Here is a 14,629-nt window from a genome sequence, read left to right on the forward strand (position 1 = left end):
AGATCCATCGATAAAGGCTGACCCATCCATGCTGGCCTCCTTCACCAGTACGGACTCTGAATCAGAGATCTACGACGATGGGAATCCCCAGCGATTCATAACGGTCGAAAACCGCTCTAGCCTTGAGCGGTCGCAGTTGTCAGACCCTGAATGGAGCGACCACCAAACGCTGATTGAATTGCGGAACCAAGCTGTTGCTCACGTAAACCCAGAACACAGAACAGTTGGCCGCACTTGGCACAAACAGTTGCTTTTTGCGGTCAGCCATCCGTCAGGTTATTGGAGGCTCGCGTCGTCATCGAATGAGACGAGCTTTCACCTTGATACATTTAGCAGATTGGAGCGAATGCTACCGGTAGCGCACGCGTTTGTTCTGAAGCAGTTTAACAAACGCATGAATACCGTGACGCAAGAAATCAATAGTGCGAACTTGCCGGTTGACATGCTGCGCCAGCAGGCCTTCGATCCTGTAGAAGCGTTTGGCAGCATAGCGACTGTCAAGCGTCTCCTGGCTGGTTCCGGTGAGCAAACGGACAGCTTTTGGTACAACGAATAGCCATTTGGCTATTCGGGCATTGGGTGACACGTACAATAGTCACCCAAACCACCCCTCCGTCAGCGCTTCGCGCTGCCACCTCCCCATTTGTGCTGCGCAAAAATGGAGAGGATCGGGATGCAAGGGCAATGGCCCTTGCCCGCCGGAGGCTTGAGGTCGCCCGTCCTTCGACAAGCTCAGGATGAGCGAGAGGCCCCTTCCCCCCTACCCAGCCGCCAGCGCCGCTTCTTTCGCCACGACCCGCCGCAGCATGTTGGCATACGTCGCGGGGTCCTGCGCGCCGGGGATCATGTATTTGCCGTTGATGATCATCGCGGGGACGCCGCTGATGTTCCAGTCCCAGGCTTGCTGTTCGCCGGCTTCGACGATGGCGTCGATTTCGGGATCGTTCAGCGCGGCGGCGGCTTCGGTGCGGGAGAGGCCGACGGAGGCGGCGATGTCGGTCAGGACGGCGGGGTCGTTCATGCGGCGGCGCTGCTGGAAGTGGGCGTCGAACAGGGCTCGCTTGAGTTTGACCTGCATGTCTGCACCGTGTTCGCGCAGGGTGTGGACGAGGAGGCGGTGGGCGAGGCGCGTGTTCCACATCATCGCGGGGGGCGGATCGCCTTCGCCGGTGTACTGGAAGGAATAGCCGGCGGCTTCGGCGGCTTGTGACATGCGGCCGCGCGCTTCGGCGGCCTGATCGGGGGTGCGGCCGTATTTGCGCTGGATGTGCGCGGCGCTTTCCTCGCCCTGTTCGGGCATGTCAGGATTGAGTTCGAAGGGGTGGAAGCGGATGGTGGCGGTGACTTCGCCTTCCATGCCCGCAAGTGCGGTTTCGAGCTGGTTATGGCCGATCACGCACCACGGGCACATGACATCGGACCAGATATCGACGGTGACTGCTGCCGGTTTGCTCATTGCTCGATCCACCATTTCAGGAGGTGATGGGCCACCGCGAAAGGCGGCGGGGCGATGAAGGCGCCGTCCTCGGCGCCGGTCTTGAGGGCTTCCATCGCGTAGACCACCTCGTCGCGCGTGAACCAGCGCGCGTCGTCGAGTTCGGTTGCGTCAATGGTGATCGCGGGATCATCGGCATAGGCGTGGCAGCCGATCATCAGCGAGGAGGGGAACGGCCAGGGCTGGCAAGCGACATAGCGCACATCGCGGACGCGCACGCCCGCTTCCTCGAAGACTTCGCGGGCCACGGCTTCCTCGATGGATTCGCCCGGTTCGACGAAGCCCGCGAGTGCCGAGTAGCGCCGCGGCGGGAAGCGCGGCTGGCGGCCGAGGAGGAGCTGGCCTTCCCATTCGACCGACATGATCGTGACGGGATCGACGCGGGGGAAATGCTCGGCCTTGCAATCCATGTTGACGCACTTGCGCTGCCAGCCGCCCTTGCCGAGCTTGGTGGCATAGCCGCAGCGCGCGCAGAAGCGGTGGCGGGCATGCCAATCGACGAGCGCGCGGGCGCCGCCGTAGGTCGCCAGATCGCCGGCGGGGAGCGAGGCCATCGCGCCCCAGAGGCGCGGGTTGGCGGGGCCGGGGTTGCCCTTGTTGGCGGGGGAGACGGGGGCGAAGCAGGCGCGGCCGCTTTCGTCGAGCCCGAGGAAAATGAGTTCGTCGTGTTCACCCGCATCGGCGAGCGTGCCCCAGACGAGCGTGCCATCATCGCCGATTACCGGATCGAGCCCGTCGAGCCGCAGCAGGCGCGCACGCCAGTTCATGAGATCAGCGAGCTTGTCGGCGTCGGCGCGGATGTGGTCGGCGCGGTCGAGCACGGCGCCGGTAAAGGAAATCGGGGGATCGGGACGGTAGAGCATCGTGGTTACGCCGCTTTCTTCATGGCCGAGATATCGGTGAGCACCGCCTTGGGGAATTCCTCGGGGATCGGCAGCGCGGACGAGGGCATGAACTGGACGAACAGACCCGCGCGCAGGCCGACGCGGGTGTTGACGAAGCCCACCGTGCCCGCCGCGCCCGACCAGCCGAAGGTGCCCGCATCCGCGCCGAGGCCGACCCGCCCGCCCGCGCCGAAGCCGGCGCCTTCGACCCAGGTGCCCGAGATATCGGTGCTGGCGGGCAGGAGGTTGCTGGTGCCGAGGCGGACTGCCGCCTCGCTCATCACGCGGGTGCTGCCGATCGTGCCGCCACCGGCAAGCATCATCAGGAAACGGTCGTAATCGCGAGGGGAACTGACAAGGCCCGCGCCGCCGAAGGGGAAGGCGGGCGGATCGAGATAGACCGAGGTCGCCCCCGGATCGATCGGATCGGTCTTCCCATCATGCACGATATAGTTGGTGGTGAGGCGCGGGGCCTGCGCGGCGCTCACCTGGAAACCGGTGCTCGCCATGCCGCAGGGACCAAAGATGCGCTGGGCGAGGAAGGCATCGAAGCTCTGCCCGGACACGACTTCGATGACACGTCCGACGAGATCGAGGCCGACCGAATAGCTCCACCGCGTGCCGGGTTCGTAGACGAGCGGCATTTCGGCGAGCTTGTCGGCAAACTCGGTGAGGCTGGGCACCGTCTTCACCCCGCTGAAGGGGGGAATCGAGAGCCGCGAGGCCTGACCCGGCACCAGCCCGGCGGCCTCGTAGGCCTCCTTGATCGGGCCCTTCTGGATGATCGAGTAGCCGAGGCCCGCGGTGTGCGTGAGGAGGTGGCGCAGCGTGATGGCGGTCTGCGCGGGCTTCAGATCGGTGATCGAGCCATCGGGCGTCACCTGCACCTGCATCTGCGCGAACTTGGGCAGGAAATCGCTGATCGGCTGGTCGAGCCCGATCTTGCCCTCGTCGACAAGTAGCATCGCCGCCATGCCGGTGACCGGCTTGGTCATCGAATAGATGCGGTAGAGGCTATCGAGATCGACGGGCACGGCGGAATCGAACGCCATCGTGCCGCGTGCGATCTGCATCGGCGCATCGCTGCCCCAGCCAAGCGCCGCGACCACGCCGGGAAGCCGGCCCGAGGCGACATATTCGTACACGAGGTTGGTCAGCGCCGGGTACATTTCCTCGGCCGAGGGCTGGGCGAGCAGCCGCGCGGGGATGAGGCCAGAGCCGGCAAGGCCTGCGCCGAGCCAGCCCGCAGACCGCAGCAAAGAGCGCCGGGAAAGCAGAAGCGTCTGATCTTGCATGGACTACCTGTTTGCGAGCGCCAGGCGCGCGGCCTTGGCAAAAACCGTGGGCAATCCCGCCGCCTCGACGTGCTCGACCAGCCAGAACTCTCCCGCTGGCAGACTAGCGCAATCGGCGCTTGCGCAAAGCATCAATTGCAGCTCGAGATCGAAATGCGTGAAACCGTGGCGGACCACGCCGGCATCGCGCCAATCCCCGGCCACCGGCGGTGTGCCATGCCCATCGGCCCGCGCCGACCAGCCATCATCAGGAAGCGCGCGCATCCCGCCGAGCATGCCCTTGCCCTCGCGCTGGACGAGGAGCACCGCGCCGTCCTGCTCGATCCAGAAGGCAGTGCCGGTGCGCGTGGGCTTTGCCTTTTTCGCCGCCTTGACCGGAAAAGCCTCCGCTGTGCCCGCCGCGCGCGCGGTGCAGTGATCGGCCAGCGGGCAGAGCAAGCAGCGGGGCGCGCGCACCGTGCAGATCGAGGAGCCGAGATCCATCAAGCCTTGCGCGAAATCGCCCGCGCGACGGTCCGGAGTGATCGTATCCGTGGCGGCGCGGATCGCGGTGCGCCCGCCCGGCAGCGGCTCGGCTATTGCGAAGAGGCGCGAGACCACGCGTTCGACGTTGGCATCAACAACGACTGCGCGCTGCCCGAAGGCGATCGCGGCGACGGCTGCGGCGGTATAGGCGCCGAGCCCGGGAAGCTCCCGCAAGGCCGCTTCGGTGCGCGGAAATCCGCCGCGCCGCGCCACTTCGCGCGCGCAGGCGAGCAAATTGCGCGCACGGGCATAGTAGCCAAGGCCGGCCCACGCGGCCATGACATCGGCGTCTTCCGCCGCAGCCAGCGCCTCGACCGTTGGCCAGAGGTCCAGAAACTTCGCATAATAGGCCCGCACCGCTGCAACGGTGGTCTGCTGCAGCATGACTTCGGACAGCCACACGCGGTAGGGATCGGGCGCGGGCTCGCCCGGCAGCGCGCGCCACGGCAGGCGCCGCGCATTCACATCATACCAGTCCAGCAGCGCGGCAGACACGCTGTTGCCATCCCCGATCCGAACGCTCTCGCCACTGGCCTGCATGGCGCGGCTATGGCATGGCGGCGGCGACAATGGAACGCGATCCGCCCTCCCCTCCCAAAAGCGCCAAGAAGGCCGCTGCGCCCGCCGCAGCGCCGCGTACTTACGAGCGCCCGCGCGGCGGCGAGGCGCGCGCGATTGCCGATCTCATGCCCACGATCGGGCGCACCGCGTTCCGCCGCTTCGGCTTCGTACAAAGCTCAGTCGTCTCGCGCTGGGGCGAGATCGTCGGGGCCGCGCATGCCCGCCACTGCGCGCCCGAATCGATCCGCTTCCCCCCCGGCGAGAAAGCCGAGGGCATTCTGCAGCTGGTGGTAACGCCAGCCCACGCCCCGCTGATCCAGCACGTGATCCCCGAGATCATCGAGCGGGTGAACCAGTTCTTCGGCTACAGGGCAGTGGCACGGATCAAGCTGCGGCAAGGCGCGGTTCAGCCGCCAGCTGCCACAGAGGCGCAGCGCCCGCTCCGGACCGCACCGCCTTCGCTCAAGCCGATTCCTGTGGAACTCGGCGACAGCCTGCGCGATATCGGCGACCCGGAGCTGCGTACGGTGCTGGAATCGCTGGCGCGCAGCCTCGGTGATGCGAATGGAACTGATTAGGCGGGAAGCAAGACTGACGATGGCCAAGATGATGAAGAACCTGGCTCTGCTGCTGGTCGCGCTGTGCGGCGCGGCGCTGCTCACGGCCGCGAGCAAACCCGCGCGAACGTCGCCGCCGCCCGCCGCCAAGGTCAACTGGAACACCGTCGTTGCCCGCACCCCGCTCGACAGCCACCTGCTCGGTAATCCCAATGCGCCGGTGAAGCTCGTCGAGTATATCAGCTACACCTGCCCCCACTGCGCCCATTTCGAGCAGGAATCCGATGCCCAACTGCGGATCGGCTTCATCTCGGGCGGCAAGGGCTCGATCGAGGTGCGCAGCTTCGTGCGCGATCCGGTGGACCTCACCGCCGCGCTCCTCACCCACTGCGGCCCGGCATCGAAGTTCTTCGGCAATCACAGCGCGTTTCTGCGCCACCAGACCACGTGGATGGCCCCGCTCGCCAACCTGAGCGACGGGCAGAAGGCGCGCTGGTCGAACGCCGATTTCGGCGCGCGCACCCGCGCCATTGCCAGCGACCTCGGGTTCTATTCGCTGATGGAAGCGCGCGGCTACGACCGTCCGCAGCTTGATCGCTGCCTTGCCGACAAGGCGCTGGCCGAACGCCTCGCTCAGCACACCAAGGAAGCGGGCGAGAAGGACTTCGTCAACGGCACGCCGAGCTTCCTGCTCAATGGCGTTCCTTTGAGCGGAACCTATTCCTGGGCTGCGCTCAAGCCGCAGATCGAAGCACGTCTGCGCTGAGCGGGCGATAATCCGCGGCCTATAATCCACTGGCCGCTGGCTGGCGGCCCTTCAATCCCGCCAGCCAATCGGCTAGCACCACCGTTGTGTCTTGTCTTTCACGAGCGAAGCGAAACCTGATCCCATGCAGACCAAGCTCTTCACGCCCGGCCGCCTTCTTCTCGCGCTCATCGCGCTTCCGCTCGCGCTGGGGCTCGCCGCCTGCGGCAAGAAGGACGATGCCGCTGCGGCAGGCCCCGCTGGCGCGCCGCTCAATGCCGTGCCGCCACCGGCGGGCAAGGCGTGGGCCGATGTCGTTTCGGCAACGCCCGAAGGCGGCTATGTGATGGGCAATCCCAATGCGCCGATCAAGGTGATCGAGTACGGCTCGCTGACCTGCCCGCACTGCGCCGAGTTCGAGGAAAAGGGCTTCCCGCACCTGCGTGACGACTATGTCGCCAAGGGCACCGTGAGCTTCGAGTTCCGGAATTTCGTGCGCGATCCCTACGATACGACGATGGCGATGCTGACCCGCTGCGGCGCGCCCGAAAGCTTTTTTGCGCTGACCGAGCAGGTCTATTCGAACCAGAAGACGATCTTCGACCAGCTGCAGCCGATCGGCGCGCAGCTTCAGGCCGCCAATCTGCCGCCGAACCAGATCTTCAAGGCAATCGGCGAGCGCGGCGGGCTGATCGACTTCTTCGCGGCGCGCGGGATCGCCAAGGATCAGGCCGCGCAGTGCCTTGCCAAGAGCGAGACGGCGACCAAGCTGGCCGACGACACGTCCAAGGCAGGCGACACCTTCAACATCACCGGCACGCCGACCTTCCTGGTCAATGGGAAGAACGTCGAAGTCGCGACCTGGGACGCGCTCGAGCCGATCCTGAAGCAGGCCGGCGCGCGTTGATGGGCGCGCGCTGACAGGGGCCATGCAGTTCGGGGGCGGATAGCATGGCAGACCGGGTGCCGATGCAGTTCACGCGGCTGAAGCTCTCCGGATTCAAGAGCTTCGTCGAACCTGCCGAACTGCGCATCGAACCCGGCCTTACCGGCGTGGTCGGCCCCAACGGCTGCGGCAAGTCCAACCTGCTGGAAGCGATCCGCTGGGTCATGGGCGAAGGCTCTGCGCGCAGCTTGCGCGGCGGCGGGATGGAAGACGTGATCTTCGCCGGCACCGCCAGCCGGCCCGCGCGCGATTTTGCCGAAGTCATGCTCTCGGCCGAGACCGACCCCTCCGGGCCGTTCGGCGGCGAGCTTGAAGTCGTCCGCCGCATCGAGCGCGGCGCGGGCAGCGCCTACCGCGTCAACGGACGCGACGTGCGCGCCAAGGACGTCGCGCTGGTATTTGCCGACGCCGCGACCGGCGCCCACAGCCCCGCACTTGTCAGCCAGGGCCGCATCGCCGCCGTGATCGCTGCGCGGCCCGCCGAGCGCCGCGCGATGCTGGAGGAAGCCGCCGGGATCGCCGGGCTCCACGTGCGCCGCAAGGACGCGGAGACCAAGCTGCGCGCGACCGAGACCAACCTTGCCCGGCTCGACGACCTCATCGTTACACTGGAAGCGCAGGTCGGCGCGCTGCGGCGGCAGGCGCGCGCGGCGGAGCGCTACAAGCAGCTTTCGGAACGCATCCGCGTGGCCGAGGCCCGCCTCATCTTCGCACGCTGGCGCGATGCTGCCGCCGCCGCCGAAGCGGCCCGCGCCGCGGCTGTCCGCGCGGAGGACGCGGTTGCCGCAGCACAGACCGCTGCCCGCACTGCGCAGGAAGCCCAGCACAACGCCGCAGCTGCCCAGAGCGCTGCCCGCGATGCCCTGTTCGACCGGAGGCAGGATGCCGCCGCGCAAGGCCAGCGCATCGCTGCGCTGACCGCGCAGGCCGAGGCGGCGGCCCAGCGCCTTGCCGATATCGACCGCCAGATCCGCCGCATCGAGGATGAGCGCAGCGAGGCCGACCGCCTGACCCGCGACGCCGCCGAGGCATTGACGCGTCTCGAAGCCGATCTCGCCGCCGCCGAAGCTGCGCTCGCTGCCCAGACCGCCGAAGGACCCGCGCTCAGGGCCGCCGAAGCCGCCGCCGAGCAGGCGGCACGTGCGGCCGAACTGGCGCTCGCGGCGATGGTGGCCGAGCAGGCCGGGATCGAGGCGGAATGGCGCGTCGCGGAGGCGGCGCTGACGGCTGCCCGCCAGCGCCTGACGCGGCTCGATGGCGAGGACGCGCGGCTTGCGGGAACCCGGCGCGCGCTGGAAGCCGAACCGGACCCGGCGCTCGCAATGGCCGCTGCCGAGGCGCGCCGCGCCGAAGCCGCCGCAGCATTGGCCGACGTTGGCGAAGCGCGCGAGCGGCTTACCGCCGACCGCGAGCGACTGACGGCAGAGCGCGAGCGCCTTGCCGCCGCGCGCGAGGCCGCGTCCTCCGAGCTTGCCGCCGCCCGCGCCGACCTCGTCGGGCTGGAACGCGAATGCTCGGCGCTCGCTCGCGACAAGGCGGCGCGCGAAGCAGAAGCGGCGCGCACCGGCAAGGGGCCAAGCGCGCTGGGTGCCGCGCGGGCCGCGCCCGGCTATGAGCGCGCGCTGGCTGCCGTGCTGGGGCGCGATGCGGCGGCTCCGCTGGGCTCGGCTCCGCCCGGAGACGGCCGCTTCTGGACCGGCGCCGAAGCCCCGACCCCGCGCACCGATGCGCTGATCCACCACGTGACGAAGTGCCCGCCCGAGCTGGCAGCCCGCCTTGCACTGGTGCGTTTCGCCCATGAAGACAGCGGCGAGCCGCTCGCCCCGGGCGAATGGCTGGTCACCCGCGAAGGTCATCTCCGCCGCTGGGACGGCTTCATCGCGCGCGGCGAGGGCGGCGCGGAGGCGGCGATCCTCGCCGCCGAGAACCGTCTCGCCGAACTGGAAGCCGCGCTTCCCGAACGCCGCGCCGCCGCCGAAGCGGCCGAGGCCGCCAGCAGCGCCGCGCAAGGCGAACTGGCGCGGGTGCAGGCCGAGCTCGCCCGCGTGCAGGGCGAACTCAGCGCGGGCGAACGCGCGCTGGCGGCGGCGGCTGATGCAGAACGCAGCGCCTTGCGCGCGCTGGACCAGGCCGAGGCAGCGCGCGCCCGGATTGCGGCGCGGCGCGAGGAGATCGATCGCACGGCCGCCGATCTTGCCGCCCAGCGCCAGGCTGCCGATGCCGATCTGGCCGAAGCCGATGCGCGCCGTTCGGCCCTCCCCGATCCCGCCACTGGCCGCGCCGCCGTGGAGGCCGAGCGGCAGAAGAACGACCGCGCCCGCGCCGCCTATCAGGCAGCGATGGCGGCTGTTGCCGCGCACGGGCAAGCGCAGGCGGTTGGCAAGGAGCGGCTCACCGCTTTGCGCAGCGACATTCGCGGCTGGCAGGCCCGCGCCGGTGACGCGGCTCGCCGCCTCGCCGCGATGGCCGGGCAGGCCGAGGACCTTGCCGAAGAGCGCGCCATCGTTGCCGCCAAGCCCCCTGCCCTCGCGCGCGATCTGGAGGAAGCCGAAGCCTTGCGCCAGCGCTACGCCGCCGCGCTGGCAGAGGCCGAGACCACGCTGGCGCGCAGTGAGACCGAGGCGCGCGCGGCAGAGGTGGCGCTGGCCGCCGCCAACGAAGCGCTCGCCACCGCGCGCGAGGCCCGCGCCGCGCTAGGTGCCAAGGCCGAGAACGAAGACCAGCGCCGGCAGGAGATGGCGGGCATCGCCGGCGAGCGCTTCCAGTGCCCGCCCCCGCTGCTGCCCGAGCGGATCGGCTTTCCCGGCAGCGATGTTGCCGCCGCGCCCGAGGAATCCGCCGCGCACGACCGCCTGATCGCCGAGCGCGAACGACTGGGGCCAGTCAACCTCGTCGCCGCGACCGAACTGACCGAGGCCGAGGCGCAGCACCTCGCCGTCGTCAGCGAACAGGCCGAACTGACCGAAGCGGTCAACCGCCTGCGCGGCTCGATCGGCGCGCTCAACCGCGAGGGCCGCGAGCGCCTGCGGGCAGCGTTCGAGGCGGTCGATGCCCATTTCCGCCGCCTCTTCGCGCGCCTGTTCGGCGGGGGCGAGGCTCATCTTGCGCTGGTTGACAGCGACGACCCGCTGGAAGCCGGGCTGGAGATCTTCGCTCAGCCGCCCGGCAAGCGCCTGCAATCGCTCACTTTGCTATCGGGCGGCGAACAGGCCCTGACCGCCGTCGCGCTCATCTTCGGCCTGTTCCTCACCAACCCCGCCCCGATCTGCGTGCTCGACGAAGTCGACGCTCCGCTCGACGATGCCAATATCGAACGCTTCTGCGATCTGCTCGATGCGATGGCGGCAGAGACGACCACCCGCTATCTGATCGTCACGCACAATGCCGTCACGATGAGCCGAATGCACCGCCTGTTCGGTGTGACGATGGTGGAGCGCGGCATCTCGCGCCTCGTCAGCGTCGATCTGGGCGGGGCAGAGAGTTTGCTGGCGAGTGCGCCTCCGGCCTAGTCGAGCACGAACCGCGGGCCCGGCCCGGCTGCCGCTGCGCGGTCTTCCTTGTTGTAGAGCTGGCAGCGATCGAGGCTGAGGCATCCGCAGCCGATGCATTCGTCGAGCTTGTTGCGTGTGCGGGTGAGGAGCTGGATGCGGGCGTCGATCTCGCCGCGCAGCGAGCGGCTGATGCGCTGCCAGTCCAGCACCGTGGGCGTGCGGCCGTGGGGCAGCGAGGCGAGTTCGCGTTCGATCTCGGCAAGGCCCAGCCCCAGCCGCTGCGCGATCAGGATGAAGCTCAGCCGGCGGATGTCGGAGCGCAGGAAGCGGCGTTGGTTGCCCCCGGTGCGCACCGAGGCGATCAGGCCGCGCTCCTCGTAGTAGCGGATCGCCGAGACGGCGAGCCCGGTGCGCTGCGCGACCACGCCGATCGGCACCAGATCGTTGCGGCCCTTGGCCGGTTTGGCAAGCATCGCGAATCCCCGGAAAAATTCCTTGACCTCAAGTCAGCTTGAGGTTGCATAAGGCTTGGCGTGTAGAAGGTCTATAACGGAGTTTTGCCATGACCAACCCCGCCGCGCGGCTCGAACACGTCAACATCACCGTCAGCGATCCCGATCGCACAGCCGTCTTCCTCAGCCGCCTCTGCGGCTGGCACGAGCGCTGGCGCGGGCCTTCCGCGCTTGGCGGCTGGACCATCCACCTCGGCGCCGATTTCGACTATATCGCTCTCTATCAGAGAGATGCGCCCTTGCCGGGCCCGTTCTCCAAGGGCCAGCCGCTCAATCATATCGGGCTTGTCGTCGATGATCTGGCCGCCGCCGAGCGGTGCGTGATCGAGGCCGGGCTCGTGCCGTTCAACCACGGCGACTATGAACCGGGGCGCCGATTCTATGTCTTCGATTGGGACGGGATCGAGTGGGAGATCGTCAGCTACAGCTGAGTGGCCGCGCCCACAACGAAGCACGCCGCCGCCATCAGCGCGCCCGCGAATCGGTTCGAACGGAACCGCGCGAGCGCGCTGAGGCCGTCCGCCGTATCGAGCGTCAACGCCTGCCACGCGAAGTGGAGCGCGACCGGCACAAGTGCCACCAGCGCGACCGGATCGGGCCGCACCAGCCAGACCGCGCCGGCCCAGCACGCGATCGCCATGCCATAGAGCCCGATCACCCCAGAGCGCACATGCTGGCCGAACGACAAGGCGGAGGAACCGATGCCGACCATCGCGTCATCTTCGCGGTCCTGCAGCGCGTAGATCGTGTCATAGGCCATGCACCACGCCCAGCAACCGGCATAGAGCGCGGCCAAGGGCGCCAGCCGGCCAAAACCGGTGACTTCAATCCAGCCCACCGGCGCGCCCCAGGTGAAGACGAGGCCCAGCCACGCCTGCGGCCAACCGGTGATCCGCTTCATGAAGGGATAGGCCGCGACCAGCCCGAGGCTGCCGAGCGCGACAAGCTGCGCTTCCCAGCGCAGTTGCAGGAGGACAAGCAGCCCCACCCCGCACAGCGCGAAGAGCCAGCCCCAAGCCGTCTTCTTCGAGATCGCCCCGCTTGCGATCGGCCGCGCCGCGGTGCGCGCCACGCGGGCATCGAGATCGGCATCGACGATATCGTTATAGACGCACCCCGCCCCGCGCATCGCGATGGAACCAAGGAGGAGCCACAGGATCATGCCCCACCGGCCCGTTCCGCCCGCAAGGAACAGGCCCCAGGCGCAGGGCCAGAACAGCAGCCACCACCCGATCGGCCGATCAAACCGCGCAAGCAATGCGAGATCGCGCAGGGTCGGCGGGAGCACGGTGAGCACGCCGCGGTACTCAGTGTCTGGGACGATTTCCGGCGTGGTACTCATGACCGCTGCATAGCCGCCGCGCCTGCAATCGGCTAGAGCCGGTGCATGCCCGCTACTCCCGCCTGGCCGCCCAAGTCCGCGCCCCGCCTGTTTGTTCCCGGCCCGCTGACGGAAGGCGCGTATGTGCCGCTCGAAGGCGGACAGGCGCATTATCTGGGCAAGGTGATGCGCGTCGCGCCGGGCGATGCGGTGATCCTGTGCGATGATCAGACCGGCGAATGGCTGGCGCGCGTGGCCGAGGCGGGGAAACGCGATGTCTTGCTCACGGTCGAGAGCCGCCTGCGCGAACGCGAGGGGGTGCCCGATTTCTGGCTCTGCGCGGCGCTCACCAAGAAGGCCGCGTTCGATCTGGTGCTGGAAAAGGCGACCGAGCTTGGCGTCGCGGCGCTGCAGCCGGTGCTCACGCGGCGCTGCGTGGCGGACAAGCTCAACCCTGAGCGTGCCCGCACGATCATGACCGAAGCGGCTGAACAATGCGCCCGCACGGCGCTTCCGACACTCGAAGGTCCGGCGAATCTGGAGGCCCTCCTGCGGGACTGGCCAGAGGGACGGCGTCTCTACTTTGCCGACGAGGAAGGCGGCATGCCCGCGGCGGCGGCCTTTGCCGCGCATGCAGGGCCTGCCGCGCTGCTGGTCGGGCCGGAAGGCGGATTTGACGATGCCGAGCGGGCGGCGATCCGGGCGCATCCCGCCGCGCAGGCGATCACCCTTGGCCCGCGGATCCTGCGCGCTGAAACCGCGGCGATTGCGGGAACCGCGTTGTGGATGGGCACGCGCGGCGATTGGGGCTGACGCATTGCGCGGCATGGACCAATCCATGTTTTCGGCTGGCGCAGGGCCGCGCGGGGCACTAACGCAGGCGCCATGAGCACGAGACAAGTTTCGAATCGCAACGATCCCGTCATCGAGAGCCACGACCAACTCGTCGAGCCGATGGCGAAGGGCGAAAAGCCGCGCGATGCCTGGCGCATCGGCACCGAACACGAGAAGTTCGTCTATCGTACCAAGGACCGCGCCGCGCCGTCCTACAGCGAGCCCGGCGGGATCCGCGATCTGCTGCTCGCGCTGCGCGAATATGGCTGGACGACCATCGAGGAAGACAGCGACACCGGCCCCAACGTGATCGCGATGGGCGGGCCGGACGGCGCCGTCAGCCTCGAGCCAGCCGGCCAGCTCGAACTTTCGGGCGCCCCGCTAGAGAACCTGCACCAGACCTGCGCCGAAACCGGGCGCCACCTCGCGCAGGTCAAATCGATCGGCGACAAGCTGGGTCTGGCCTATCTCGGCATGGGGCTGTGGCCCGACAAGACCCGCGAAGAGCTGCCGATCATGCCGAAGGGCCGCTATGACATCATGCTGCGGCATATGCCGCGCGTGGGCACCATGGGCCTCGACATGATGCTGCGCACCTGCACCATCCAGACCAACCTCGATTATGCGAGCGAGGCGGACATGGTGCAGAAGTTCCGCGTTTCGCTGGCGCTGCAACCGCTCGCCACCGCGCTGTTTGCCAATTCGCCGTTTCTTGAAGGCAAGCCCAACGGCTTCCTCTCCTATCGCAGCCACATCTGGACCGATACCGATCCGGCCCGCACCGGCATGCTCTCCTTCGTGTTCGACGAGGGCTTCGGCTACGAGCGTTATGTCGACTACATGCTTGATGTGCCGATGTATTTCGTGTTCCGAAACGGGCGCTACATCGATGCGGCGGGCCAGTCGTTCCGCGATTTCCTCGATGGCAAACTGCCCGCGCTGCCCGGCGAGAAGCCGACGCGCTCGGACTGGATCGACCACCTTTCAACCGCGTTTCCCGAAGTGCGCCTCAAGAGCTTCCTCGAAATGCGCGGCGCCGATGGCGGCCCGTGGAGCAGGATCTGCGCGCTCCCCGCGCTGTGGGTCGGCCTGCTCTACGATCAGACCGCGCTCGATGCGGCGTGGGATCTCGTCAAGGACTGGGACATGGAGGGCCGCGAACGCTTGCGCGCAGATGTGCCCAAGCTGGGGCTCGATGCGCCGATTCCGGGTGGCGGCAAGTTGCGCGATATCGCGGGCGAGGTCCTTGCCATTGCGCGCGGCGGGCTGGCGGCACGAGGCAAGCTCAATGACGCGGGCGACAACGAAACCGGGTATCTGCATCCGCTCGACGAGATCGTGAGCACGGGCAAGACCCCGGCGGAGCGCCTGCTGGAGCTCTATCACGGGCCGTGGGGTGGCAAGGTCGATCCGATCTACGAGGCCAAGAGCTTCTGACGGACTGAACAAGAGGGAGAGAGACG

The 14,629-nt window shown here is 68.1% G+C and carries 14 protein-coding genes; 8 read left to right on the plus strand and 6 right to left on the minus strand.

What is annotated here, in order from left to right; all coding sequences use genetic code 11:
• Positions 1-556, plus strand: a 556-nt coding sequence (locus Q0082_RS06550; RefSeq protein WP_298191036.1) for a hypothetical protein, incomplete at its 5' end; no start/stop codon positions are given.
• Positions 557-760: 204 nt separating this feature from the next.
• Here Q0082_RS06550 and Q0082_RS06555 read toward each other — a convergent pair.
• The 4 genes from Q0082_RS06555 to Q0082_RS06570 are packed head-to-tail and all read right to left on the minus strand — an operon-like array spanning position 761 to position 4,739.
• Complete coding sequence (locus tag Q0082_RS06555) at positions 761-1,456, minus strand: DsbA family oxidoreductase (protein WP_298191037.1); 696 nt, start codon at positions 1,454-1,456, stop codon at positions 761-763.
• Positions 1,453-2,358 (minus strand): NAD(+) diphosphatase, encoded by a 906-nt coding sequence (nudC, locus tag Q0082_RS06560; RefSeq protein WP_298191039.1) that lies wholly within the window; start codon positions 2,356-2,358, stop codon positions 1,453-1,455. Before nudC ends, Q0082_RS06555 begins: the two co-directional genes overlap by 4 nt.
• 5 nt (positions 2,359-2,363) lie before the next feature.
• The gene (locus tag Q0082_RS06565; RefSeq protein ID WP_298191040.1) at positions 2,364-3,638 is read right to left on the minus strand and encodes a serine hydrolase domain-containing protein; all 1,275 of its coding nucleotides are present in this window, start codon (positions 3,636-3,638) and stop codon (positions 2,364-2,366) included.
• 39 nt (positions 3,639-3,677) lie between these two features.
• Entirely contained in the window at positions 3,678-4,739 is a 1,062-nt protein-coding gene (locus Q0082_RS06570) for an A/G-specific adenine glycosylase (RefSeq protein ID WP_298191042.1), read from the minus strand.
• A gap of 29 nt (positions 4,740-4,768) precedes the next feature.
• On the opposite strand from Q0082_RS06570, the gene Q0082_RS06575 reads away from it, so the two are divergent.
• The 4 genes from Q0082_RS06575 to Q0082_RS06590 all read left to right on the plus strand — a co-directional run bounded on the left by Q0082_RS06575 (position 4,769) and on the right by Q0082_RS06590 (position 10,517).
• Positions 4,769-5,338, plus strand: a complete 570-nt coding sequence (locus tag Q0082_RS06575) for a DciA family protein (protein ID WP_298191108.1) — start codon at positions 4,769-4,771, stop codon at positions 5,336-5,338.
• Positions 5,339-5,366: 28 nt separating this feature from the next.
• On the plus strand, positions 5,367-6,083 hold the full coding sequence (locus tag Q0082_RS06580; protein WP_298191044.1) for a thioredoxin domain-containing protein: 717 nt from the start codon (positions 5,367-5,369) through the stop codon (positions 6,081-6,083).
• Between the two features lie 124 nt (positions 6,084-6,207).
• Positions 6,208-6,969, plus strand: coding sequence for a thioredoxin domain-containing protein (locus Q0082_RS06585; RefSeq protein ID WP_298191049.1), 762 nt, complete (start codon positions 6,208-6,210; stop codon positions 6,967-6,969).
• 62 nt (positions 6,970-7,031) lie between these two features.
• The gene (locus tag Q0082_RS06590) at positions 7,032-10,517 is read left to right on the plus strand and encodes an AAA family ATPase (protein ID WP_298191109.1); all 3,486 of its coding nucleotides are present in this window, start codon (positions 7,032-7,034) and stop codon (positions 10,515-10,517) included.
• On the opposite strand, the gene soxR is transcribed toward Q0082_RS06590, so the two are convergent.
• The gene (gene soxR / locus Q0082_RS06595) at positions 10,514-10,972 is read right to left on the minus strand and encodes a redox-sensitive transcriptional activator SoxR (RefSeq protein ID WP_298191051.1); all 459 of its coding nucleotides are present in this window, start codon (positions 10,970-10,972) and stop codon (positions 10,514-10,516) included. The two genes, Q0082_RS06590 and soxR, sit on opposite strands and share 4 nt — an antisense overlap.
• A gap of 89 nt (positions 10,973-11,061) precedes the next feature.
• On the opposite strand from soxR, the gene Q0082_RS06600 reads away from it, so the two are divergent.
• A complete protein-coding gene (locus tag Q0082_RS06600; RefSeq protein WP_298191053.1) occupies positions 11,062-11,442 on the plus strand; it encodes a VOC family protein in 381 nt (126 codons plus the stop codon).
• On the opposite strand, the gene ubiA is transcribed toward Q0082_RS06600, so the two are convergent.
• Positions 11,433-12,353 carry a 4-hydroxybenzoate octaprenyltransferase gene (gene ubiA, locus Q0082_RS06605; RefSeq protein ID WP_298191055.1) on the minus strand — a complete coding sequence of 307 codons (921 nt, stop codon included), beginning with the start codon at positions 12,351-12,353 and terminating at the stop codon, positions 11,433-11,435. The two genes, Q0082_RS06600 and ubiA, sit on opposite strands and share 10 nt — an antisense overlap.
• Positions 12,354-12,398: 45 nt before the next feature.
• Between ubiA and Q0082_RS06610 the strand changes: the two genes are divergently transcribed.
• Together Q0082_RS06610 and Q0082_RS06615 are read left to right on the plus strand one after the other, a co-directional pair.
• Positions 12,399-13,145, plus strand: coding sequence for a 16S rRNA (uracil(1498)-N(3))-methyltransferase (locus Q0082_RS06610; RefSeq protein ID WP_298191057.1), 747 nt, complete (start codon positions 12,399-12,401; stop codon positions 13,143-13,145).
• Between the two features lie 72 nt (positions 13,146-13,217).
• The gene (locus Q0082_RS06615; RefSeq protein ID WP_298191059.1) at positions 13,218-14,603 is read left to right on the plus strand and encodes a glutamate--cysteine ligase; all 1,386 of its coding nucleotides are present in this window, start codon (positions 13,218-13,220) and stop codon (positions 14,601-14,603) included.
• Positions 14,604-14,629 lie beyond the last annotated feature (26 nt).

This window comes from Novosphingobium sp., from assembly GCF_027489515.1.
Lineage (GTDB): Bacteria > Pseudomonadota > Alphaproteobacteria > Sphingomonadales > Sphingomonadaceae > Novosphingobium.